Source organism: Kistimonas asteriae (assembly GCF_018263925.1).
Lineage (GTDB): Bacteria > Pseudomonadota > Gammaproteobacteria > Pseudomonadales > Endozoicomonadaceae > Kistimonas > Kistimonas asteriae.
The window spans coordinates 48,006-72,880 of sequence record NZ_JAEVHF010000012.1 but is presented as its reverse complement, the minus strand read 5'-3'; the positions used below and the strand labels follow the sequence as shown (position 1 = coordinate 72,880).

The window sequence follows — 24,875 nt, the reverse complement described above, 5'->3', positions numbered from 1 at the left end:
TCGCCCCGATACCGTGATAACCAACAGACAGGGTTGATAACTGGTCGGCGCTAGAATAACAATCAAACCAGCCTATGAAGATGGAGTAACCGCAATGGCTTTTGTAGTTGGTGAGAACTGCATAAAGTGCAAGTACACAGACTGCGTGGAAGTCTGCCCTGTAGATTGCTTTTATGAAGGCCCGAACTTCCTGGTCATCCACCCGGACGAATGCATTGATTGCGCACTGTGTGAACCGGAGTGCCCAGCGAACGCCATTTTCTCTGAAGATGAAGTCCCCGAAGATCAGCAGGAATTCATTGAACTCAATGCCGATCTGGCAGAAATCTGGCCTAACATCACAGAGAAAAAAGACTCGTTACCTGACGCCGAAGACTGGGATGGCGTGAAAGGCAAGCTTGAACACCTGGAGCGCTAAACAAGACAGACAATAAAAAAGCCATGGTAAAACCATGGCTTTTTTATGATTTACATCATGAACCGCTAACTGAAGAGCGACTCACTCGATAGCCCCTGCTTTTCCAGAATACAACGAAGACGTTTAAGCGCTTCAACCTGGATTTGCCGGACCCGTTCCCGGGTAAGGCCGATCTCTTTGCCAACCTCTTCCAGCGTACTGGTTTCATACCCTCGCAGTCCGAAACGCCTGGCGACCACCTCTCGCTGCTTCTCTGAGAGCTCACTCAGCCATTTGTCGATACTGTCGTTGAGATCACTGTCCTGAAGCAGAACAGCGGGATCGTTTTCACGAATATCAGAAATCGTATCCAACACAGACTTATCAGAATCATGCCCCAGAGGGGTATCAACCGACGTCACCCGTTCATTCAGACCGAGCATCCGCTTAACATCATCAACAGGCTTGTCGAGCAGATTGGCAATTTCTTCCGGGGTTGGATCATGATCCAGCTTCTGCGTAAGCTCACGGGCAGCTCGCAGGTAGACATTCAGCTCCTTGACCACATGGATCGGAAGCCGGATAGTCCGCGTCTGGTTCATGATGGCCCGTTCAATCGTCTGTCGAATCCACCACGTCGCATACGTAGAAAAACGAAAACCACGTTCCGGATCAAACTTCTCGACCGCCCTGATAAGACCGAGATTGCCTTCCTCAATCAGATCAAGCAGTGACAGGCCTCGATTGACATAACGTCGGGAGATTTTTACGACCAGCCGAAGATTACTTTCAATCATCCGCCGTCGGCCAGCCTCCACACCCTTCCTCGCCAACCGGGCAAAATGGACTTCTTCTTCCGGTGTCAATAATGGTGAAAAGCCAATCTCATTGAGGTACAACTGTGTTGCATCGAGTGACTTGTAAAACGCATCATCATCACGCTGCCGATGCCCACTTACCGCGGTGGTACGTTGCACTGTTCCTTCATTCGGTGACTCCGAACTGGAAGCGACTTCTTCATTGAGCGAACCTGAATCAAACTCCTCTCCCTGGACTACACTTCCGCTCGCATCATCCAGCTCTACCTCTTCCCTTTTTAGTGCCATAAGCGCCAATCCTGTTAATGAAATGGTCCCACTCACAGCCGAACAGCCAGAGGGCTGCATCGACGACCCTTAAACTATCAGGTCCGTCTATATTGTTGCCAAACCACAACTTCTGTACATCAGCGTTTTGACAGATAAAGAAGAGGATCTACAGGTTTACCATTACGCCGAATTTCAAAGTGCAGTTTAGGCTCACTCGTCCCTGTAGAACCTATTTCGGCTATCTTCTGACCCGCTTTAACCGTGCTTCCTTCCCTGACAAGTAATACCTTGTTATGAGCGTAAGCACTGAGATAGCTACCGTTATGCTTAACAATGATCAGGTTGCCGTAACCCGTGAGACCACTACCGGCATAAACAACTTCACCTGCAGCAGTCGCAAATACAGGTTCCCCGATCTTGCCAGCGATATCAATACCCTTGTTCACTCGTCCACCGGATGAAAAACGAGAAACGACATTCCCCCTGGCAGGCCAGCGCCAACTTGAAACGGGATGATTATCTGTTTTTTTCTTTACCTTAGAAACCGGCTCTTTTTTGTACACCTTGGTTTTCACTGCCTTGCTGGGCTGTGAAACAGATGCTTTTGCGACGGCTTTAGGCTGGGAGTATGTCGCTGGAGCGCGCCCCGACAGACTGAGTCTCTGCCCCGGGTATATGACATAAGGGGATCGAACCCTGTTAGCAGACGCTAACCTTCTATAGTCCTGTCCATAACGCCATGCAATGGAAAAAAGGGTTTCACCGGGCTGCACGACATGCGTCCCACGCAGAACAGCCTCAGGCCGCGTACGGTTACTGACCGGTATATCAAGCTGCTGATGCGAACAGCCTGCAATCAGGAAGAACAACATCAGCAACATGATATTTTTTGAGCAAACGTTTAAGTATTTTATTCGTCTCATCTCGCTTTTCTGAATACGCTTGCCAAACCCGTTAACCCTATTCCAAGCAGTCGTTTTATTATCCTTTTATCTTAAAAAAGGATTGTTATTACTAATCTATCTAAAAATTCAACTTCCAGTATTTTAATTCATTGTTAGTAAAGTGTTTACTAGCTGATAAAAAACAACATAACGCAACAAACACAATACTTATCGTCAAAAAATACAAACCAATCACTTCAATTGGTTTGTATTTTTGATCGGCTGCACCTCTCAAATACCGAAACAGCAATAATCGCGATCATCATAAGTGCAAGCGCCATCAGAAATTCAGGCGACTGACCAGTAAGTGATTCATAGTGCCACGGCATGACATTCACTTGCTGAACAGGGATTTGGGCACCGTCGTCTGCCAGCTTCCACGCCAATGTCTGCTTCCAGGGCCAGATTTTTTCTATCGCCCCCAGCATCAAACCAACAAGAAAAGCCAGCGTTGTCTGACGGTGATAGCTGAGCAACCATGAAAGGACGTGTGAAAAAAGCAGCAATCCCACCACACAGCCCGAGGCAAACACAAACAGTATACCGAGATCGAAGCGTGTAACCGCCTGTAAAACCGGTGCGTAGAAGCCAAGCAACAGCAAGATAAAACTGCCGGAGATGCCCGGTAAAATCATCGCACAAATAGCCAATGCGCCAGCCCAGAGAAAGGAATACCATTCTGGCTGCGCATTCATGCCTGGCGTTGCATGACCTATGAAAACCGCCACTCCAACACCTGCCACCAGGGCGGCGATGCGCGCGAGTGACCAGTGACTGACCTTACGCAATATCAACACCGCAGAGATAACAACCAGCCCGAAGAAGAAAGACCAAACCTGAATAGGCCAGGCCGACAGGCTATAGGTAATCACGCGCGCCATGGTAAAGACGCTAAACAGCACTCCACCAAAGACGGCCACCAGAAACGTACCATCGATATGCCGCCAGCAGGCCGCTACACCTTCACGGAATAGGATTTTGAGCGAGGCAGGCCCCAGTTTTTTGAGGCTGTTCAGCAGACGCTCATAGATGCCGGTAATGAACGCAATCGTGCCACCGGAAACACCAGGCACGACATCAGCCGCGCCCATCAGCGCGCCTTTAAGGAATAAAATCAAGACTTCCAACGGCAACATCACGTCAAACAACCAACCCTAAAAAAAGCATATTCATCATTATTCAATAGTGCCTGACAGCAACGGCACAAATCTGACCGGCTCCAGCTCCTGCTCACTGTAACCCGCTTCAGTCCGTGTCACACAAACCAGCAACTGGTCGCCATCAGGCCCAACCGGTATGATCATTCGCCCCCCGACAGCCAACTGCCGGAGCAGCCCCTGTGGCACTTCCGCAGGAGCCGCCGTCACCAGTATGCCATCATACTCGCCCTCTTCAGGCCAGCCAGAAAAACCGTCCGCATGGCGCATCATGACGTTATAGAGCTTCAATTGACGCAACCGCTGACGCGCTCGATCCTGCAGGGAGCGAATACGCTCTACCGTATAGACCCGGTCTGCCAACTGTGCCAGCACTGCCGTCTGATAGCCTGATCCTGTGCCAACCTCCAACACCTTATTGACAGCCCCCGTCTGAAGCAACGCTTCTGTCATACGGGCAACAATATAAGGCTGGGACAGGGTCTGGTTACGACCGATAGGCAGTGCCGTATCCTCATAGGCCCTGTGGGACAATGCCTCGTCAACAAACAGGTGCCTGGGTGTTTTACGCATTACGTCAAGGACACGCAGATCCCCGACCCCTTGCTCAACCAGACGCTGAATCAGGCGATCACGGGTTCGCTGTGACGTCATACCAATACCTGCCAGATTCATTCAGCCCCCAGACTAACCTTCACTTAGCAGGCAATATTGTCACTAGAGCCCGCCAGTTTACAATACGTTCTTCCTCATAAACGACGCTTAACTGATATTTTCAAACACTTCATTGAGTACAGCTGTCGCATAAGTCCCTTTGGGAAGGAAGAAAGAAAGCGACAAATTGCCCTCTATCCAGCACCAGTCCATTGCTTCAGGCGTCACACGCAACGCACGCCGCTCCTGATTCATTCCCGCATTTTCGAGACCATCGCAAAGCTCAGGCCAGCGCTCAGCAAGCGACGCTTCCCAGGCATTCACCTCGCCTTCAGACAGCAGGGAGCCGCGCCCCCAGAGAGGGCCGGTATTATGCAATTCACCGGAAACAAAGCGCTCTGTGACGGTATCATCCCTACGCTCAGGCAAAATCAGTGAGTGACTGTCACGAAACGTTAACACATCACCTTCCAGCAAACACGACCATGTGTGCTCACGTACCCGCTGTGCCAACAACTGATTAAACAACCATGAGCGGGCCGCAGATAGAACAATGCTTTTCTGGTCACGCTTCAGACGCAACTTTCTGGCAAAAAGCGCCAATGCCTTATCCAGGTTGCCGCCATCAAACCCAAAACGCTGCATACCAAAATAGTTAGGCACACCGTTGTGACTGATTCCACGTAACCGCTCGTCGATATCGACCTGATTCCCCACAATGTCCTGCAACCGTATCTCAAAGCGATTACCGGACAGGGCCCCCTGGCGTAGCTTACGGTTATGCCAAGCCGTTTTCAGAACAGAAATGCCCTCGCCGCAGGATGACCAGTCCAGATCATCCGCACGGCCTTTGCCTGGCAGCTGCAAGCTGAACCACTGCCGGGTAACCCCCTGACGATCTTTTAGTCCTGCGTAACCGACTGATGAAGGCGTAATACCGGCGATACGCGCCAGATTCCGGGCGACCCACTGGGTATTCTGACCGGCCTTCTCAACCCACAGGAACAGATGCTCGCCCTCTCCACAGGGCTCAAACGGCAAGACTTCTTCAACCCGAAAATCTTCAGGCTGTACTTTAAAAGCAGCGCGCCCACAGGCATCACCACCGGCCCTGGGCAGGGTCATATCCCAATCAGACATAGCGACCTTCATAGACAAAACATTGATCGGTGTGCAGCGAACAGTGCACAAAATAACCTAGCAGACGAGGATTAAGCAGGGAGTAACTCAGGTTTAATCCGTCATGAGAAAAAATTCTTCATCACGCTTGATCATTCCCAGCTCTGTACGCGCATATTCTTCAACCGCTTCGAGACCGGTTTGCAAAGCAACCACTTCCACGGAGAGCAAACGATTACGTTCAGCCAGCCGCTGATTTTCAAGCTTTTGGAGGGCGACCTGTTCCCTGACAGCCATTAACTGGGCAATACTGCCTTCGCCCACCCACAGACGGTACTGAAGGAGTGCCAGAAAAAAAGCCAGCATGATCATTACTATTCGCATACGCTCAAAAAAGAAAACAGGTGACCTGAGAAAGCATAACAGTCCACTGCCCTGAAAACAGCTAACCGTAGTGACTCGCTTTTACACCACTTGCCCTATCGCCACTATCCAGCCATAAAAAAACAGGGCCGCCCCTTGCGACCCTGCCATTACCTCTCTACCTGCCGAAAACATTGAAACAATGCTTACCGACAGGCTGCCGTAATAGATTAACTCAAATCCAACGGCACAAAGTTTTTCACAAGATCATCAACCGCCTTGATACGCTCAAGGAAAGGCTCCAGCTTTTGCAGGCGCAGAGCACTGGGACCATCACAACGCGCCCTGTCAGGATCCGGATGCGCCTCAAGGAACAGTCCCGCCAACCCCAGTGCCATACCGGCACTGGCCAGCTCTGCCACCTGGTGACGTCGCCCACCGGAGGCCTCCCCCAGCGGATCACGACACTGCAGCGCATGGGTAACATCGAAAATCACTGGCAAGCCGCCACTGACTTCCTTCATGGTACGGAAACCCAGCATATCGACCACCAGGTTATCGTAACCAAAGCAGCTACCGCGCTCACAGAGCATGACGTTCTCACAGCCACCTTCGCGGAACTTATCCACGATATTGCGCATCTGGGAAGGGCTCAGAAACTGGGGTTTCTTGACGTTAACAACCGCCCCCGTCGCTGCCATGGCGGCGACCAGATCAGTCTGGCGTGCCAAAAACGCAGGTAGCTGGATCACATCTGCCACCTGGGCCACCGGTTCGCACTGGTGAACCTCATGCACATCGGTAATCACGGGCACACCGTAGGTGTCCTTGATTTCCTGCAGGATCTCCAGACCCTTCTCCATGCCAGGCCCACGATAGGAGGCAATGGAGGAGCGGTTCGCCTTGTCAAATGACGCCTTGAACACATAGGGAATGCCCAGCTTGCGCGTCACATCCACATAGTGACCCGCCACTTCCAGCGCCAACTCGCGGGATTCCAGGACATTCATGCCACCAAAGAGCACGAAGGGCCGGTCATTGGCGACATCGATATCGGCAACCCGTAGCGTTTTCTGATCCATGAGACAATTCCCCAATCAGGCTTTCTGGCCAGCACCGTGTGCCAGCGCCGCTTCAACAAATGCCGTGAACAGACCGTGACCATCACGCGGCGTAGAGGTGAACTCCGGGTGGAACTGGCAGGCAACAAACCAGGGGTGATCCTGGATTTCCACCATTTCCACCAGCGCCTGGTCCACAGAACGGCCTGAGACCTTCATACCAGATGCCTCAATGCGATCCACGTAATGATCGTTCACTTCATAACGGTGACGGTGACGTTCATTAATCACATCCTTGCCATAGGCCTGGAACGCGCGAGTGCCTTCAACCAGACGGCACTGCTGTGCGCCGAGGCGCATGGTGCCACCCAGGTCAGACGCTTCGCTGCGCTGCTCGACCTGACCGTCGCTGTCAAGCCACTCGGTGATCAGACCAATGACAGGGTTCTCGCACGATACATCAAATTCGGTGCTGTCCGCACTCTTGATACCGACAACGTTGCGGGCAAATTCAACCACCGCCAGTTGCATCCCCAGGCAGATACCCAGGTAAGGAATCTTGTTTTCACGGGCGTGACTGATGGCGGCAATCTTGCCTTCCACGCCGCGATTACCAAAACCACCAGGCACCAGGATAGCATCCACACCATCCAACACACCCATCCCCTGGCGCTCAATCTCTTCAGAGTCGATATAACGCAGATTGATCTTGGTACGGGTTTTCAGGCCGGCGTGCTTCATCGCCTCAATCAGCGACTTGTAAGCATCCAGCAACTCCATGTATTTACCGACCATCGCGACGGTCACTTCGCGGGAAGGATTCAATTCGCGATCCAGTACGTCATCCCACTCAGCAAGATCGGCCTCACCGCATTCCAGTGTGAAGTTATCAACGATCAGCTGGTCAAGCCCCTGCTCGTGCAGCATGCGCGGGATACGGTAAATGGAATCCGCATCCTGCAGGGAAATGACAGCGCGCTCTTCAACGTTGGTAAACAGGGCAATCTTGCGACGTGAAGAAACGTCAATGTGGTGTTCGGAGCGGCAGATCAGGATATCTGGCTGAAGACCGATGGAGCGCAGCTCCTTGACAGAGTGCTGGGTCGGCTTGGTCTTGAGTTCGCCGGCAGTCTTGATATAAGGCACCAGCGTCAGGTGCATCAGCATGGCGCGACGGGAGCCCATCTCTACCTTTAACTGACGAACCGCTTCCAGGAACGGCTGGGATTCAATATCACCGACCGTACCACCAATTTCCACCAGCGCCACGTCCGCATCGCCAGCACCGGCAATGATACGACGCTTGATTTCATCCGTAATGTGGGGAATCACCTGAACAGTACCGCCCAGGTAATCACCACGGCGCTCTTTTTTAAGCACGTGTTCATAGATACGACCCGAGGTAAAGTTATTACCCTGTCTCATGGTCGTTCTGACGAAACGCTCGTAATGCCCCAGGTCCAGATCCGTTTCCGCCCCATCTTCAGTGACGAATACTTCACCGTGCTGGAAAGGACTCATGGTACCGGGGTCAACGTTGATATAGGGGTCCAGCTTGAGCATGGTGACCTTCAGGCCACGCGCCTCAAGAATGGCCGCAAGCGATGCAGAGGCAATGCCTTTCCCCAACGACGATACGACACCACCGGTGACAAATATGTAGCGTGTCATTTAAAACCTGTTGAATTTGCAGGCAGTCTGTCTGCCTTCTGGATGGGAAGTATTAACGAAAAAAGATGGGGCTGCAGGATACCAAACATCCACCGCCCCCACAACGACGGAAAATCACCATTGCCGTCCACAAGGTGATTGCCAGTGGTACGCAATACCGGGTTCATTCTCCGAGGCCGCATACTCTGCATTGACCAGCAGACCAGGAATGGCAACCAGCTCACCGCCGCGATGCAGGACAGGCAGGCGATCACGCATCCAGGAAGGCACACCCAACTCATTGAACCACTTCTTCAGCGATTTACGCCCCGTCCGGCCAGGCAAACGAAAAGGTGCCACCACAATATCGGAGCGATAACCGAGTGAAAGCCCGGAAACATCAGACCTCACCAAAGGCAATGAAATTTCCTGCTTTCCATAACCAACATAAATACGGCCATTTCCCGGCAGTTCAAGATCACAGCCAGCAGAAAGCGTTAATTGACAGGAAAAAGACGGCAACGTACCCAGAGGCTGCATAGCGACTATAGCACCTTCATGCCGCCTGATCTCACCCCCCTCCCAGCGCACAACAGGGCAGGCATCCTGAGCGGCCGATACCAGCTCACCCAAAATGCATTGAACCACTGCCCGACCGGGCAATGGAAACCCCTGGGACCGCAACCAATAACGAAGCACGTTACGCTGCCGGTAGTCAGACAAGCTTTCAAGAGAAGCTCTATCGAGCACCGGTACACCCGGATGGTAAGGAATATCTTTAACAGACAAGACCTGTTGCAGATCAGCCTCAGCGACTTGATCCAGCAATGCAGCAACATCTGCAGCATCCTCGGCCAGGCGACCAATATTATTCAGCGCACCCGACCAGCGCCGGTTTAACCTCGGCACGACCTCATGACGCAAAAAATTACGGTCATAGGTGATATCTTGATTCGACTCATCCTCAACCCATGCTAACTGGTGCTTTAGCGCGTAGGCATGAATGGTCTCTCTGGACACATCCAGGAGAGGACGCAGAATCATTGCCGCCCCCAGCGCACGCTCCCGGGGAATCGCCGCAAGACCATGCACACCGCACCCCCTGACCATCCGGTAAAGCAGGGTTTCAGCCTGGTCATTCAAATGATGGGCTTGCAGGAGACAGTCACCCGGTTCAAGAATCTGTTCATACTGCTGATAGCGCGCCGCTCTTGCTGACGCCTCCAGCCCATCCCCTGTCTTCCGCCGAACAACAACCTGCCGAGAGACCATCGGTAAAGACCACCGCTGACAAAGCGTTTCGCAAAATGCCTGCCAGTCTGACGCATTGGCGCTCAAACCATGATTGACATGGATCGCTTCCAGGGACCGGATGATCCCCCGCTCCCTTAGCGCAACACAGAGATGCAACAGAACCGTGGAATCCAGCCCACCACTGAGCCCTACCACCAGCCGTCTATCCCTGTAGATTTCAGGCAACTTCATTAGAAATGTGTCATCTGTCAGATGCATTTTTGTATCCACAACACTGACTCAACAACAAAAAACCGGCATAGCTACTGCCATGCCGGCTTCTCAACGCACAAAAACGGGATCAGTAAACCTGAAAACCTGCTATTTACTTGACCCCATAGCGCTGTAAACGTTCATACCGGGTGGTCACCAGTTCATCAACAGGCATGGCGCGCACCTCGTCCAGCTCCATTACCAGCGCCTCTTTTACAGAATCCGCTGCCCTGGCAACATCACGATGCGCACCACCAAGCGGCTCTTCAACAATCCGGTCAACAAAACCCAGCTCCTGCAGGCGTTTTGCCGTGATACCCATCGCTTCTGCTGCTTCCGCTGCATGATCCGCTTTTTTCCAAAGAATGGAGGCACAACCTTCCGGTGAAATGACGGAGTAAGTTGAATACTGCAGCATCAGCAATCGGTCACACACACCAATGGCCAATGCACCACCGGACCCCCCTTCACCAATCACTGTTGAGATGATCGGGGTATTTAAGCGTGACATCACCGCAAGGTTCCAGGCAATCGCCTCACTTTGACCACGCTCTTCTGCGTTAATGCCCGGATAGGCGCCCGGCGTATCAATAAAGGTTAGAATTGGCAGCTTGAAACGCTCTGCCATTTCCATCAGCCTGCAGGCTTTACGGTACCCTTCAGGCTTTGGCATACCAAAATTACGGCGCACCTTTTCAGGAACTTCCCGCCCCTTCTGGTGACCGATAATCATAACCGGCTTGCCATCCAACTCCGCCATGCCGCCGATAATGGATTTATCATCTGCAAAACGACGATCACCATGCAGTTCATCAAAGTCGTCAAACACAGCCTTGATATAGTCCAGCGTATAGGGACGGCGGGGATGACGGGCCAGCTGGGCAACCTGCCAGGAGGAAAGATCCTTGAAAATGCCTGACGTCAGGGTTCGGCACTTTTCTTCGAGCGTGGCAATTTCTGCACTGATATTCAGCTCATTGTCCGACCCTACCAGCCGCAGTTCTTCGATTTTTGCTTCCAGCTCAGCGATTGGCTGTTCAAAGTCCAGATAATTCGGGTTCATAGAGACCACTTTACAGGCATTTCTCGGCAAGATCATGAAATCCGCTACAAGATAAGTAATACCATCAACGAAGTCGAGTTAAAATCCGTAAACAACCGTGAGTATGTGTTGTAAAGCAGGCTATAAAGCCAGTGAGTTCTACGGCGAAACGGCCACGGGCGCAACGGTGGCACAGCCAGACAACAACGATTGCCAGGCCTGTTCACGCACATCAAGGCGCTGCTCTCTGGACTGACCAGCAGTAACAGGCATGACACAGTTCGCCAAACCCTGCTTACTCCAACACCAGTCATCGTCACAATTTCGCTGATAATGAACGACAACACTTAATGAGGCGGGATCTAAATAATCGGCAATCTCCTGCCACCGAACTGACGATTCCTGATCAACCACAGGATCAGAATCCGGAGAGTACTTCAAATGTTTCAGCGCCGGTGAAGACAGTAGCGCCCGGTCAGGTACGATCAGGTAATTCACATCATCCAACTCATCAAGCCACGCCTGCATCATGACGTCATCGTGAACACCGCCCCCATTCAGCCAACCATTGAACCACTGGGGCAACCAGGCCGTGAGCGAGCAACTCAGCAGAGGATCAACAGCACCTTTCGGGCAACGATGCTCAACCGCCGATACCAACTGGTAATAAAATTTCATGGTATTACCGACACCCACAAGATCCATGCCCGCCCTATTCTGAAGATGCTCATATAAGGTAAGCGTTGTGCGATAGTCGGGGACAAGCAGATTTTGATCGGTGACCTTCAGAACCGGCAACAGTAATCCCTTACCATGCCTGAGCACCTGGGCAACCGTTTCGGGGTCGCTGTCTACCTGCCACTCACCAACTTTCACCGACTTAGGATGATCAACGTCTATTACGTAGCCAGCCTCCTCCCTTTCCCCTGTACCGGAACAGCCGTTTAACAGCCCAAGGCTGACAACCAGTATGCACAACGTCCGAAACGTATCAATGTATGGGAAGGAAGACATCATCAATCTGCCAATTTAAGAAGGCCGGTATGGTAAGTGATTTCCACACCCGTGAGCAAAGTAAACAGGGGCACCTCTAGTATCGATGCATCGAATCAATGAGGACATACAGGAAAGTAGCACCATCACAGTGCAAGCCAAAAACTTGCAAATCGTCACCAGCGACCTAGACTAGTTCAAAGCACACAACATGTTGTGCAATAAAAAACAGACACATCAAGATATTGAATAAACAATTAAAACGACGCGTAATACAAACATGTAGCAAAGCAGTGCAGTAAACCCAACGCTGTGACTTGTTGTAGTGTGCCGTACGCACAACCACCACAAGGGATAGAAGAGGGGGTGCCTATGAGATACCAGCTGGAGAACTGCCCGTTTTGTGGCAGCATACATATTGGTTCAGCCGGTTATCTGCTCAGCTACCGCATCCAGTGCCGGGAATGTGGCGCGTGCGGTCCCAAGCGAAAGACACACGCCATGGCAAGGGAAGGCTGGAATCATCAATCCAGGGAGCTGCGCTTTGAGAAAGAGCTGGAAAGCCGGCAGCTGCTTGAGCATCTGAACAGTTTCGGTTCATTACCCCCGCCGCGCGCCGGGGCTCATGAGACACCTTCTCACTCCTGAACGATGCAGGATAAGCCATGGCAGTTCAGGGCTTATCCTGCAAGCCTTTGCGCGATCACAGCGTAGGCGTCAAGCCGCTATCACTACCTCCCTGCTGCACTTCCCTGACCGCATTCTCAAGCTGCAAGAGACGCTTGTTGATTTGCTGGCGATAACTGTCCATGGATCGCGATGCATCCTTTGACAGACTCATCTGCTGTTTCATGTCGGCTTTCAGCGCCTTGACATCTGTCAGCGCCTTACCAGCCTCCTGGCGCAAACCCTCGACAGATGTCGTCAGCATATCGAGTTCTTCCCGCGAGGCCGATGTATTCGCAACCAGGTCTGCACTGATACCTTTAATCTGGCGCTCAATCAGCTCCAGTCTGGAAACCGTCTTATCCAGTGTGCCTGAATATTGCTTGGCCTGTTTCAGGGCGCTGTCTGCTGATGACTTCAGCGTTTTGAGGCTCGCCGCATTATCAGCCAGCTGTTTTTCCAGCGCGTCAATGTCCTTGCGATTACGCTTGTTCGTCAGGTCCCAGAGCTTACGGATTTCAAAATTGATATCCTTTAACTCTGACTTAACCTGCTGGTCGCTTTGACTCATTGTCTGCCCGGTTTCTGTGACAGCACCCGAGACATCTGTCAGCTGCTTTTCTGCTGCCGCCACCAGGCTACGGGTCGCCAGCAGCTCTTGCTGCAACGACGTAATCTGAAAATAACCAAACCCACCCACAGCCAGCAGCAAGCCCAACAGAATCAGGAACAATCCGGTTCCAGCTGAGCCGGCCGACTGTCCTTTGGCCTGATCATGCACCGCCTTTTTTTTAGCACCTGGGCGGGATGCCGGCGAGCGTTCCGTCACCTCATCGGGAGACAGTGAGAGACTCGGTAAATTGTCGAGATCATCCCGGTCATCTGAATGTATTGTCATTCCGTGTTCACAAATCTGTTGGGGAAGAAGGTTAATACCGCAATGGCCGCCATTGTAGTGCAAAGCGATTGCAGACCCAATACAACCCTTGTCGCACCAACACTGTGCAATACCAGAAGAGTGCGCCCTGTGTCATGCCAGATGATCAGGCCAACCTCCGCCTGGCGCCTGACATCTCAAACTGGAACCAAAATTGCAGGTTCATTCTGGCACACTGAAGCAAAAGGGAATATCGCATGACGGTCCAATACACCAAGCAGATGATAGACCTGCTGCAGGTTCTAAGGCGTCGCATCAAGGCAGAGTTTGATATCAACATCCGTTTCAGTTCTGACGACACGATTGATGAAATCCACCGCCTTGTCAGACAGACCCGTGACAGCACCACCCGCACCAAGGCACTGCAATTCCTGCAGCTGGCCGGCCTTAACATCACGGAACGCGACCTGGATAAAGGATCAGAACCCACAACGCACACAGGACGCCCTGAGCCGTTCAACAATAGTGAGACCACACTCCCCGCTCACACCATCACCACAAAGACCCGCATCTATCGCGGGCGCGTGGTCGCATGAAGCCTGCCGGGTGCGGATAACCGTACACGTTACCCACCTGGGCGAATACAACACCCGACCAGGCCGAATAACCCTGCGCAGACTCCGTAGATAACGCTGTCGCCCAATGCTATTATCCGCAGGCTAAGAAACTCACATCGCCCCGTAGCATTTACTCTCCGCAGAAAGAGGCGTGTTATCGGTTGGATGTGCAGACCGTATTTAGCCAACCCTGAAATGGAGATATCAAACATGGCATTCGAACTGCCCGCCCTGCCTTACGAACGGGACGCCCTGGAGCCCCATATTTCCAAAGAAACCCTGGACTACCACTACGGCAAGCATCACAACACTTACGTGGTGAAGCTTAACGGTCTGGTTGAAGGGACTGAGCTGGAAGGCAAGGATCTGGAAGAAATCATCAAGACCTCTCAAGGCGGCATTTTTAATAATGCAGCCCAGATCTGGAACCACACCTTCTACTGGCACTGCCTGAGCCCCAACGGTGGTGGCGAGCCCACGGGTAAGCTGGCTGACACCATCAACAAAGCCTTCGGTTCTTTCGACGCGTTCCAGAAACAGTTCACTGAAAGCGCCGTGAACAACTTCGGCTCCGGCTGGACCTGGCTGGTCAAGAACACTGACGGCACCGTTGAAATTGTCAACACCAGTAATGCCGCTACACCACTGACCACTGACCAGACCGCGCTGATGACCTGCGACGTCTGGGAACACGCATACTATATCGACTACCGCAATGTTCGCCCTGATTACCTGGCTGCTTTCTGGAAGCTGGTTAACTGGGAGTTCATCGCTGCCAACTTTGCCGCGTAAAGAGGCATGTAGTCTGCCACTGGATTAAATCAGGATAAAATTCTATTTAATCCATGCAAATGACATTCTTCGTCATACTGCCTGATAGTAAAACCTGTCAGGCAGTAGCCTTGGAGCAGCAACTCAAGCGGTGCTCTGGATAAACATTCCTTCAGAGACTCACTCCACCACATCGTCATGACTCTAATGTGCTGCATATAGAGCTATTAATTTTATTATGATTAAAGTTGGTGTAATCGGCTTCGGCTTTTCGGCGACAGTCTTTCATTTACCCCTGATCGACGCGACTGACTCGTTTGAGCTGGTTGCCATCAGTTCAAGTCAGGCCGCGAGTGTTCGTGATACATTCCCCAATGTGCAGCTATTTTCTTCAGCTGATGAGCTGATTCAATCGGCTGATGTTGAATTAGTGGTTATCACTGCACCCAATGATGTTCATTTTTCATTAGCTAAGTTATGTCTGGAGCAGGGTAAGCACGTGGTTTTGGAAAAACCCATGGCAACCACAGGTAGGGAAGCGGATAAATTAGTACGTCTGGCTAAAGATAAAAAACGGATTTTATCGGTATTTCATAACCGACGCTGGGATGGTGATTTCTTAACGGTTAAGACGTTAATTGCAAATAATCAGCTTGGAGATATTCGGTTCTTTGAGTCGCACTTTGACCGTTTTCGTCCTGAAGTGCGGGAGCGCTGGAAAGAGCTACCGGTACCAGGTGGTGGTGTCTGGTTTGATTTAGGGGCTCACCTTATTGATCAAGCTCTGACACTGTTCGGATTGCCACAGTCATTGACTGCTCGCTGCCTGGCTTTAAGGGATAATTCAAAAGCGACGGATTATTTCCATGTCATGCTCCACTACCCGGACAAAGAAGTGGTTCTTCACTCCAGCCCATACGCTGCAGGGCCTAACAGCCGTTTTCATATTCAGGGAAATAAGGGCAGTTATGTTAAGCACGGACTGGATCCTCAGGAGTCCCAGTTAAAAGATGGGATCAGCCCTAAGGATCCCTGCTTCGGCCTCGAAGATGAGGATAGTTTCGGCACTCTCAATCATGGTAGTCACCGGGATAGCATAGAAACTGAGAAGGGTAGCTACCTCTCTTATTATGAAGGTATAGCCGGTGCGATAGAGAGAGGTGAGCCTGTTCCCGTGGATAGCGAAGAGGCTGTGCGTGTCATTAAAATTCTGGAGCTGGCTGAAAAAAGCAGCTACGCAGGTAAAACATTATCGCTAAGTGAAGTGCTCTAAATTATCGGCGCTACATTTTTTAATGTTGCATAAAGGGACTTCAAAGCCGGAATTATTCTGTAGTGGATGCTTGTTTACTCAGATAACGGAAATTTGGCTACAAAAAATACCCTCCCTGGTTTTAATAATTTATCTTTCAGTCACTCTGACGATTTTTGACCTGCACTGTAAAGATAAGCCAGCAGCGGAAAGAGGAAGCTGGCGCGCTAAGTAAAATACGCTGCACTATTGTTTTCGGCCCCCACTAAAGCTACAACTCGAAGCCCTTCGAACGACGCCTTCCACCGAAATCATAAAACCACCTGACCACAGACTCTCTGACTGCTATTCACTACTGATAACAACGCATTGTCAGAAACAGCTACTCCCTATTTCACCTTTCCTGACATTACAAAAATGCCAAACCAAGGGCTCTCCCTCCGTAAGCGGTCTTTCCGGACAACGTAAAAAGTAGCGGGCCATCAGCACATCCGTACAAACAACTATTGATCAATAATGTAAATACGAATAGTTTGCATTTAGAAAACATTCAGGAACTCGCTTCATGACGCACTTTCCAGGCAAACATTGCCTATTGGCTATGGCTGTCGCTGTTACCATGCCCGCACTGGCAGAGGCTGAAACTGACGATAAAAAACAACTCGGCAGCCCGTTGGTATTTGACCAGGTCGTCGTAACGGCGACCAAGACAGAAAACAGCCTGGCCACTGCACCTGCGTCCATGTCGGTGATCACCAGTGAAGACATCCAGTCACAGACGACGATGGCGCTTAACGACATCGTTAAACAGGCGGTGGGTGTAGAAAGCCGGAAAGAAGGTGGACGCGCGGGTCGTCAGTCGATCAGTATTCGTGGCATGGACAGTGACTACACACTGATCATGGTGAATGGCCGGAAGATGAGTTCCTCGAATGCCATTGTCCGTGGCAATGACTTCGACCTGTCCACCATCCCGCAGGACAACATTGAACGGATCGAGATCATCCGCGGCCCCATGTCTGCACTTTATGGGTCTGAAGCACTGGGTGGCGTCATTAACATCATCACCAAGCTGCCGGACAACGAATGGCGCAGCACATTCAGCAGCGATATCGCCCAACCCGAAGGCGGCAATGGTGGCACCGAAACCATTGTCGGCCTGAACACCGGCGGCGCACTGATTGATGACGCGCTGTACCTCAATCTCTCTGTCAACAAAAGTGACAGGGACAAATGGAAGCCCTACAACGGTTCACGCAGCGCTGTCACTGCCTTGGAAGAACGCGACACGCTGAGCCTTGCAGGTAGCCTGAACTGGCTGATCAACGATAATGAAACCCTGGATATTGATGTCACCCACAGCAACGACCAGCGTGATGGCATCATCGAATCCACAAAGGGACTGACGCCAACCAACCAGAAAGTGAAGCGCAACAGCATCGCGTTGACACACGGTGGTGACTGGAGCTGGGGTGAGTCTCAGGCCCGCTACTATCGGGAAGAAGTCGAGATCGGTGAGCAGGATTTCACGCTGAACCGCAGGGACTATGTGACGGAAACCAACAATGTCGTTGATGGTTCTGTGTCCACTGACTTTGGCAGTCACCGCCTCACCATGGGAGGCGAAGTTCGTAAGACAGAACTGGATAACAGCCGTGACCTCCAGACTACAGGTAAGGCCGATGTCACCCAGAAAGCCCTGTTCGCCCAGGATGAATGGCAGCTGGCCGATGACTGGACACTGACCTACGGTACGCGTATCGACCATCATGAAAACTTCGGTACAGAATACAGCCCCCGGGCTTACCTGGTGCACAGTGTCACTGACAATCTGACACTGAAAGGCGGCGTAGGCAAGGCATTCAAGGCCCCCTCCCTGCTGCAGCTGAACAAGGATTACCGCCTGAGCAGTTGCAAAGGTGGCTGCTGGATTATTGGTAACCCGGACCTGCAACCGGAAACCAGCACCAGTTATGAAATGGCCGCCAACTATCAACAGGACAACTGGGAAGTAGAGGCAGCCGTTTTCCAGAATGACGTGGAAAACCTGATTGCACGTGACTTTGACAATCATCTTGGCACCGAAGACGGACGCGACGTCTACACCTACAAGAATGTCGAAAAAGCCAAGATCAAGGGCATTGAACTGGGCGGACGACTGGCGCTGACCCAAACGCTCTCACTGAACGGCGATTACACCTATACCGATGCCCGTGATGAAACCACCGGCGACATCCTGACTGACCGTCCGAGACAGAATGCCTCGGCAAAATTGAACTGGCAGGCTTCTCCGAAGATGGGCACCTTTGTGCGCGCCAGTTACATTGGAGATCAGAAACTCAGCGATGAGGTCGACCTTAACGGCTACTCGCTGGTTGACCTGGGTGTGAACTACCAGATGACGGAATCGCTCCGCCTCCGCGCGGGCGTTACCAACGTCACGGATGAAAGCCTTCCTCATGAGGCTACCGTGATGGGTTACAGCGAAGACCCAAGAACCTGGTACGTCGGCTTTACCACGACCTTCTGATCATCGCGCCCGCCCTGCAATATCGCGGGGCGGGCGTGTCATCCATTTCACGTACATCACGCTACACACTCTTAGTAAGGAGCGTCATGCAACCCATCAAACGCCTTCTGACCGTCATCGGCCTGGGACTGACCCTGGCCGGCTGTTCTGATGATGTCCCCCAACAGGAACAGACTCAGACTGCGGATACCCATCGAACGGTTCAACACGCTATGGGTGAGACACGGGCACCGAAAACCCCGAAACGGATCGTCGTGCTGTCTACGGAAGCCACGGAAACCCTGCTGGCGCTGGGTATCGCTCCCGTTGGCGCCGTGCGTTCCAGCACCGCTGACCCAGCCGATACCTGGTTTGCCCATATCCGTGAGGCCATGGCGGACGTTGCAGTAGTGGGTGAAGAGAAGCAGGTCAACCTGGAAGTGGTCGCCAGCCTCAAGCCAGATCTGATTCTTGGCCTCAAGTCACGGCAGGAACAAATTTATCCGCAGCTCAGCGCCATTGCGCCCACCGTCTTTGCCGACCAATTCCATGGTGCCCTGCGTGAAAACCTGATGCTGATGAGCGACGCGGTCAATCGTAAGCCTGAGGGTGAACAACTGCTCGCAACACTTGACCAGCATATTGCTTCACTGTCCACCTGTCTGGATGAAGCTGGCTGGCTGGATCAGCAAGTCGCTGTGATCCGATTCCAGGTCACTGGCGCACGCTTCTATTACAACGACAGTTTTGCGGCGAGCCTGATCAAAGCGCTGGGATTTGACCGCCCCGCCCTGCACGATACCTCAGGGTTTGCCGAACCCCTGACCCGTGAACGCATTCCAGAAGCGGATGCCGATGTTCAGTTCTATTTCACCTTTGCCTCGGCAGACCCGGTCAAAGGTGAACAGAATGCCCGAAGCTGGCTTGACAACCCGTTGTGGCAATCCCTTCAGGCCAGCCAAAAGGGTCAGATTTTCCAGGTCAATAACGATATCTGGAACAAATCCTACGGCATTCTCTCCGCCCATAAGGTACTGGATGATATTGAGGGGCTGCTGCTGAAAGCAGATCCAAGCGGTGCTCAAGGCTAAACGATGACCACCATCACGATGGAAACTGCCCACGCACCGCTCCGACGCAACCTGTTCATTATGCCGGGGCTGCTGGTCACCGTATGTCTACTGGCCATCGCCAGCATGGTACTGGGCTATACCGATATCTCCGGACAGGCTGTCGTAGAAGCGTTGCTTTCTTACGACGGAAGTCGTGATCATATTGTTATTATCGACATGCGTCTTCCACGGGTCATCATTGCCTTGATGGTGGGCGGAAGCCTGGCCGTTTCCGGCTCCCTGATGCAGGGACTGACACGCAACCCGCTGGCATCGCCAGCGATATTCGGGATCAACAGCGGCGCCTCTCTGGCCATCGTGATCGCCACTGCCGTATTCGGCATCTCCAGCCTGGAAGGTTACACCCTGTTCGCCATGGTGGGCGCCGCCCTGGCTGCACTGGTCGTTTACTGGTTGGGGCTGTCCGGTGGCACCCTGTCGCCGCTGAATCTCACCCTGGCCGGTGTTGCCATCAGCGCCTTTTTATCCTCGTTAACCTCCGGCCTGCTGGTCTTCAACGAATCGGCACTGGAGGAAGTGCTGTTCTGGTTATCCGGTTCCGTGGAAGGCCGCCGGCTGGACCTGGTCATGCCGCTGGTTCCCCTGCAACTGGCCGGCTGGCTGGGTGCTCTGATGCTCTCTTCCGCGATGAATGCCCAGGCACTGGGAGATGACGTTGCCAGAGGCTTGGGGCAACGTACCCTGTGGGTCAAGCTGATGGCGTCCCTGGTGATCGTATTACTGGCCGGGACGTCGGTCGCCATGGCCGGGCCGATCGCCTTTGTCGGACTTGTGGCGCCACACCTGGCCCGTGGACTGGTGGGCACCAACTTCCGGTGGACAATACCCGCCTCTCTGTTACTCGGCGCCAGTCTGCTACTGGTGGCCGATATCCTGGCACGGTTTATTGTCTGGCCCCGTGAAGCCCCGGTTGGCGTCACCATGGCGCTGATCGGCGCGCCCTTTTTCATCCTTTATGCACGACGGAACCTGAATACATGACCGCCGGCTATCTTGTACTGCGCAATGCCTGGGTGTCACACCTGCTGCCACGACGAGCACTCATTCACCTGGGACTGTTACTGCTCGCTACCGCGACGCTGGCCATTCTGGCTATGGCGGCTGGCTCCATGACCATTCATCCGGTACGCGTGATCCAGACACTGCTGGGACAAGGCACCCAGACTGAACAACTGATCATCCAGCAGTTCAGGATGCCCCGTATGCTGATGGCGTTGCTCGTGGGCACAGGGCTCGGCATTGCAGGTGCCATCCTGCAAGGACTGATGCGAAATCCACTGGCATCGCCGGATGTGCTGGGCGTCACCGACGGCGCCAGCGTTGTCGCCGTCTTTGCCCTGACCGTCTTTGCCGGCCTGTTCAATATTATCTGGCTACCGGCCTTTGTCTTCGCCGGTGGCCTGGTAACGGTTCTGGCCATCTATGCCATGGCCTGGAAAGGCGGAGTGGCCCCACGGCGCATGATCTTGATCGGTATCGGCCTTGGCGCCCTGCTCTCTGCAGCCCGCACCGTTGTCATGATCCAGAGCCCCATCCAGAATACGGCTCAGGCTCAGGTCTGGTTGAATGGCAGCCTCAATGCCGCCAACTGGCAGCAGGTGCAGATTCTCTCATCCTGGTACCTGCTGCTACTGCCGCTCCTGGTGCTGGCTATGCGCAGTCTGTCCGCACAAACCCTGGGCGATGACCTGGCAAAAAGCCTTGGCAGCCGACTGAACCGAGAGCGGTTTGGCTTGATCATGCTGAGTACCGCACTGGCCACGGCCGGTGTCGCTTTCTGTGGCAGCATCGGCTTTGTCGGGCTCATGGCACCCCATATCGCCAGACGCCTGCTGGGCAACATGCCTGAACTCCATCTGCCCGGATCTGCACTGGTGGGCGCCTTGCTGGTGCTGGGCAGCGACCTGGCCGGACGTATCGTGCTGGCCCCCATGGAAGTGCCTGTCGGCATCTTCACCGCGCTGATTGGCGCCCCTTACTTCATTTATTTACTGGTCAATAAAAAATGACGTGTGCCATTCTGCAAAGCCAGCAACTGTCACTGGGATACGGCGGTGAGGTGGTTATTGATGATCTCACCCTGAATATTCCTGAAGGCAGGATCACCACATTGATTGGCGCCAATGGGTGTGGCAAATCCACCTTGCTGCGCGCCATGGCACGGCTGCTGAAACCGTTATCCGGAACCATCCTGCTGAATGGCAAGGATGTCATGCGCAGCGCTACGCGGGATATAGCCCGTAAAATGGCCATTTTGCCGCAGTCACCCGTTGCCCCCGAAGGTATGACGGTATTGCAGCTGGTTCGCCAGGGGCGTTATCCGCACCAGAACTGGCTGAAACAGTGGTCAGAAGACGATGAGCGTTGTGTACGGCAAGCGCTTGAAGCAACACAGATGGCAGACTTGAGTGAACGACAGGTGGACTCCCTGTCCGGTGGACAGCGACAACGGGCCTGGATTGCCATGACACTGGCCCAGAATACGGATGTTATTCTTCTGGATGAGCCAACCACTTACCTCGACCTGAGCCACCAGATCGAAATCCTGGATCTGCTGTTTGACCTGAACCGGTATTCCGGGCGCACTATCGTCATGGTCCTGCACGACCTGAACCTCGCCTGCCGGTATGCGGATAACATTGTTGCGGTTCGAAAAGGGAAAGTGTACGACCATGGTGCACCCGAGAAAGTGATTACCCGCGAACTGGTTCGCCATGTCTTCGGGCTGGAGTCACGCATTGTACCCTGCCCGCTGTTTGGCACCCCCACCTGTGTGCCCGAAGGAAAAGGCAGGTATTCGCTGAGCGTATAAGTTCTCGATACTTGCCCAACACATTACACCCATAACAAAGCCCGATTGATTTCCCAACCGGGCTTTTTTCATACCACACGACAGAATAAAATTCCGGCGTTAGCGCACCATATGCAGGAAGTACATATGCTTCTCATACTGGTCGATGATGTCACCAATTACCTGGTCGCGGGTCCAACCCATGATGTCATAATCCTGACCACCTTCACGCAGAAAGACTTCTGCCCGGAAGTATTTTCGCTCGTCGTCTTCTTCATCATCCATCATGAAGCTGGGCTGCATATAGGCTCTGGGATAAACCTGATAGAGAAAGTCATGCTCCTCACCATGAAATACCTTGAAACTTGGCATACCTTTCTTTTCATCAAACACGATGTTGCTTTCTACACCCTGTTTCTGCAGTTCAGCCGATACCGACTCCATCGCCGGCATCACCACTTCCTTCAAGAAACGGTTGACATCAAACCGGCGGGGAAAATGCACCATGTTGTTGAGGCGATGCTGCCACGGAATCGGATTGCGTCCTACTTTAGGGGTCAGGGTTGCCTGCGCCAGACTTTCTTTCTTGGTGGCGTCAATCGCCAACGCTTTGAGCAAACCATAACTCGCCATCAGAAGAATCAAGGCAAAGGGCAACGCACTCGCGATAGTGGCTGTCTGCAAGGCCCCCAGACCACCAACCATCAACAGGACAATGGCCACTATCCCCACCAGGCTGGCCCAGAATACCCGCTGCCAGACCGGTGTACGGCTTTCGCCGCCTGAGGCGAGCATATCAATGACCATGGCGCCGGAATCCGATGACGTGACAAAAAACACAACCACCATCAAAACCCCGACAAAGGAGAGAATATCAGCCATCGGGAAATAGCCCAGGAACTGGAACAGCGCCACAGAGACATCCTGCTGTACCACCTCACCCAGAGCTTCCTTGCCCTGATGCATGATCATATCAATGGCCGTATTACCAAACACGGTCATCCACAGAAGGGTAAAGCCGGTTGGCACAAAGAGCACACCCGTTACAAACTCACGGATAGTTCTTCCCCGTGAAATACGCGCGATGAACATGCCAACAAAGGGTGACCAGGATAACCACCAGGCCCAGTACAACAGCGTCCAGCCGCCCATCCAGTCCGAGGACTCATAGGCATACAGGTTAAAGGTCTTGCTGACAATCTCGGACAGATAACCACCGGTATTTTGCAGAAACATCTGCAGGAGCAGGACGGTCGGCCCCACAATAATCACCAGACCCAGCAACACCAACGCCAGTATCAGGTTAAATTCAGACAGTCGTCGTATGCCTTTTTCCAGCCCCGTGGCCACGGAAAGCGTCGCCAATGCGCTGATCACAACAATCAGGATCACCTGCACTTCACGGTTCACGGGAATATCAAACAGGTAATTCAACCCGGAGTTCACCTGGAGTACGCCGTAGCCCAGGGAGGTGGCGACACCGAAAACCGTTCCCAGGATGGCAAAGATATCAATGGCATGCCCGATGGGACCATATATTCGATCCCCGATCATGGGATACAGCGCAGAGCGCAGTGTCAGAGGCAAGTTATGACGGTAACCAAAAAATGCGAGGATCAATGCCACAATGGCGTAGATCGCCCAGGCATGCAGTCCCCAGTGAAAGAATGTCAGTTTCATGGCCTCACGGGCCGCTTCCACGGTACCCGGCTCACCCAGGGGAGGTGACAGGAAGTGCATGACCGGTTCCGCCACACCAAAGAACATCAGACCGATCCCCATGCCGGCAGAAAACAGCATGGCAAACCAGGAGCCGAAACTGAAATCCGGCTCGGCATGATCCGGTCCGAGCTTGATATCCCCATAACGGGACAACCCGAGAAACGCGACACAGATCAGGATCAGTGCGACAGCAGCAACGTAGAACCAGCTGGCATTGGTGACGATGCTGCCCTGAATATGATTGAACCATCGATCTGCGTGATCAGGAAACGCCGCGGTCATCCCGACCAGCAGGCAGATAAGGAATGCTGCTCCAAAAAAAACGGGGGGGTTGATAGTGTGTCTTGACGGCTGTTGATTCGCCGGATTGGACATAGGGCAGGAGGCTCCTAGCTTGTGTGAAGGTTGACTCAGCTGATTTGAAGCACAGTAAAGACAGTGGGCGACAGGAAGCAGCAAGCAAACGTGATACAGGAAAACCCTGTCTAGTCTAGACAGTCATTCCAGGCAGGGCTGGCACCCTGTCTCGTTAAACGAGGCAGACTGTAGCATTTTAGACGCCT

At 52.8% G+C, this 24,875-nt stretch carries 23 protein-coding genes; 10 read left to right on the top strand and 13 right to left on the bottom strand.

Features of this window, described 5'->3' with window-relative positions; all coding sequences use genetic code 11:
• The first annotated feature begins 94 nt into the window (after positions 1-94).
• Positions 95-418, top strand: coding sequence for a ferredoxin FdxA (gene fdxA, locus KHS78_RS14230; protein ID WP_211829138.1), 324 nt, complete (start codon positions 95-97; stop codon positions 416-418).
• 65 nt (positions 419-483) lie between these two features.
• Here fdxA and rpoS read toward each other — a convergent pair whose 3' ends face one another.
• From rpoS to KHS78_RS14175, 11 genes are all read right to left on the bottom strand, one after another.
• On the bottom strand, positions 484-1,503 hold the full coding sequence (rpoS, locus tag KHS78_RS14225) for an RNA polymerase sigma factor RpoS (protein WP_246506497.1): 1,020 nt from the start codon (positions 1,501-1,503) through the stop codon (positions 484-486).
• Between the two features lie 119 nt (positions 1,504-1,622).
• A complete protein-coding gene (locus KHS78_RS14220; protein WP_211829137.1) occupies positions 1,623-2,408 on the bottom strand; it encodes a peptidoglycan DD-metalloendopeptidase family protein in 786 nt (261 codons plus the stop codon).
• Between the two features lie 218 nt (positions 2,409-2,626).
• Positions 2,627-3,565, bottom strand: coding sequence for a DUF368 domain-containing protein (locus tag KHS78_RS14215; RefSeq protein ID WP_211829222.1), 939 nt, complete (start codon positions 3,563-3,565; stop codon positions 2,627-2,629).
• Positions 3,566-3,604: 39 nt separating this feature from the next.
• The gene (locus KHS78_RS14210) at positions 3,605-4,261 is read right to left on the bottom strand and encodes a protein-L-isoaspartate(D-aspartate) O-methyltransferase (protein ID WP_211829136.1); all 657 of its coding nucleotides are present in this window, start codon (positions 4,259-4,261) and stop codon (positions 3,605-3,607) included.
• A gap of 87 nt (positions 4,262-4,348) precedes the next feature.
• Entirely contained in the window at positions 4,349-5,380 is a 1,032-nt protein-coding gene (gene truD, locus KHS78_RS14205; RefSeq protein ID WP_211829135.1) for a tRNA pseudouridine(13) synthase TruD, read from the bottom strand.
• A 93-nt stretch (positions 5,381-5,473) separates the two neighbouring features.
• Positions 5,474-5,725 carry a septum formation initiator family protein gene (locus tag KHS78_RS14200; RefSeq protein WP_246506495.1) on the bottom strand — a complete coding sequence of 84 codons (252 nt, stop codon included), beginning with the start codon at positions 5,723-5,725 and terminating at the stop codon, positions 5,474-5,476.
• 227 nt (positions 5,726-5,952) lie between these two features.
• Complete coding sequence (gene kdsA / locus KHS78_RS14195) at positions 5,953-6,804, bottom strand: 3-deoxy-8-phosphooctulonate synthase (RefSeq protein ID WP_211829133.1); 852 nt, start codon at positions 6,802-6,804, stop codon at positions 5,953-5,955.
• 15 nt (positions 6,805-6,819) lie between these two features.
• Complete coding sequence (pyrG, locus tag KHS78_RS14190) at positions 6,820-8,454, bottom strand: CTP synthase (RefSeq protein WP_211829132.1); 1,635 nt, start codon at positions 8,452-8,454, stop codon at positions 6,820-6,822.
• A gap of 114 nt (positions 8,455-8,568) precedes the next feature.
• Complete coding sequence (gene tilS, locus KHS78_RS14185) at positions 8,569-9,945, bottom strand: tRNA lysidine(34) synthetase TilS (protein WP_211829131.1); 1,377 nt, start codon at positions 9,943-9,945, stop codon at positions 8,569-8,571.
• Between the two features lie 106 nt (positions 9,946-10,051).
• A complete protein-coding gene (locus KHS78_RS14180; RefSeq protein ID WP_211829130.1) occupies positions 10,052-11,002 on the bottom strand; it encodes an acetyl-CoA carboxylase carboxyltransferase subunit alpha in 951 nt (316 codons plus the stop codon).
• 138 nt (positions 11,003-11,140) lie between these two features.
• Entirely contained in the window at positions 11,141-11,995 is an 855-nt protein-coding gene (locus KHS78_RS14175) for a hypothetical protein (RefSeq protein WP_211829129.1), read from the bottom strand.
• Between the two features lie 351 nt (positions 11,996-12,346).
• Here KHS78_RS14175 and KHS78_RS14170 point away from each other — a divergent pair, with 351 nt between their 5' ends.
• Entirely contained in the window at positions 12,347-12,622 is a 276-nt protein-coding gene (locus KHS78_RS14170; protein WP_211829128.1) for a Lar family restriction alleviation protein, read from the top strand.
• Positions 12,623-12,677: 55 nt separating this feature from the next.
• Here the strand turns inward: KHS78_RS14170 and KHS78_RS14165 are convergent, their stop codons facing one another.
• Entirely contained in the window at positions 12,678-13,538 is an 861-nt protein-coding gene (locus tag KHS78_RS14165) for a coiled-coil domain-containing protein (RefSeq protein WP_211829127.1), read from the bottom strand.
• A gap of 236 nt (positions 13,539-13,774) precedes the next feature.
• Here KHS78_RS14165 and KHS78_RS14160 point away from each other — a divergent pair, with 236 nt between their 5' ends.
• From KHS78_RS14160 to KHS78_RS14125, 8 genes are all read left to right on the top strand, one after another.
• On the top strand, positions 13,775-14,113 hold the full coding sequence (locus KHS78_RS14160; protein ID WP_211829126.1) for a hypothetical protein: 339 nt from the start codon (positions 13,775-13,777) through the stop codon (positions 14,111-14,113).
• Positions 14,114-14,344: 231 nt separating this feature from the next.
• Positions 14,345-14,926: a superoxide dismutase [Fe] gene (gene sodB, locus KHS78_RS14155; RefSeq protein WP_211829125.1), complete on the top strand. Its 582-nt coding sequence runs from the start codon at positions 14,345-14,347 to the stop codon at positions 14,924-14,926.
• A 217-nt stretch (positions 14,927-15,143) separates the two neighbouring features.
• Positions 15,144-16,178 (top strand): oxidoreductase, encoded by a 1,035-nt coding sequence (locus KHS78_RS14150; RefSeq protein WP_211829124.1) that lies wholly within the window; start codon positions 15,144-15,146, stop codon positions 16,176-16,178.
• A 544-nt stretch (positions 16,179-16,722) separates the two neighbouring features.
• Complete coding sequence (locus tag KHS78_RS14145; RefSeq protein ID WP_211829123.1) at positions 16,723-18,687, top strand: TonB-dependent receptor domain-containing protein; 1,965 nt, start codon at positions 16,723-16,725, stop codon at positions 18,685-18,687.
• Positions 18,688-18,773: 86 nt separating this feature from the next.
• A complete protein-coding gene (locus tag KHS78_RS14140) occupies positions 18,774-19,757 on the top strand; it encodes an ABC transporter substrate-binding protein (protein WP_211829122.1) in 984 nt (327 codons plus the stop codon).
• Positions 19,758-19,760: 3 nt separating this feature from the next.
• Entirely contained in the window at positions 19,761-20,780 is a 1,020-nt protein-coding gene (locus KHS78_RS14135) for a FecCD family ABC transporter permease (protein ID WP_246506493.1), read from the top strand.
• Positions 20,777-21,808, top strand: a complete 1,032-nt coding sequence (locus tag KHS78_RS14130; RefSeq protein WP_211829121.1) for a FecCD family ABC transporter permease — start codon at positions 20,777-20,779, stop codon at positions 21,806-21,808. Before KHS78_RS14135 ends, KHS78_RS14130 begins: the two co-directional genes overlap by 4 nt.
• The gene (locus tag KHS78_RS14125) at positions 21,805-22,611 is read left to right on the top strand and encodes an ABC transporter ATP-binding protein (RefSeq protein ID WP_211829120.1); all 807 of its coding nucleotides are present in this window, start codon (positions 21,805-21,807) and stop codon (positions 22,609-22,611) included. The genes KHS78_RS14130 and KHS78_RS14125 overlap by 4 nt, the downstream gene beginning before the upstream one ends.
• 99 nt (positions 22,612-22,710) lie before the next feature.
• Here KHS78_RS14125 and KHS78_RS14120 read toward each other — a convergent pair whose 3' ends face one another.
• Complete coding sequence (locus tag KHS78_RS14120; protein WP_211829119.1) at positions 22,711-24,687, bottom strand: BCCT family transporter; 1,977 nt, start codon at positions 24,685-24,687, stop codon at positions 22,711-22,713.
• Positions 24,688-24,875 lie beyond the last annotated feature (188 nt).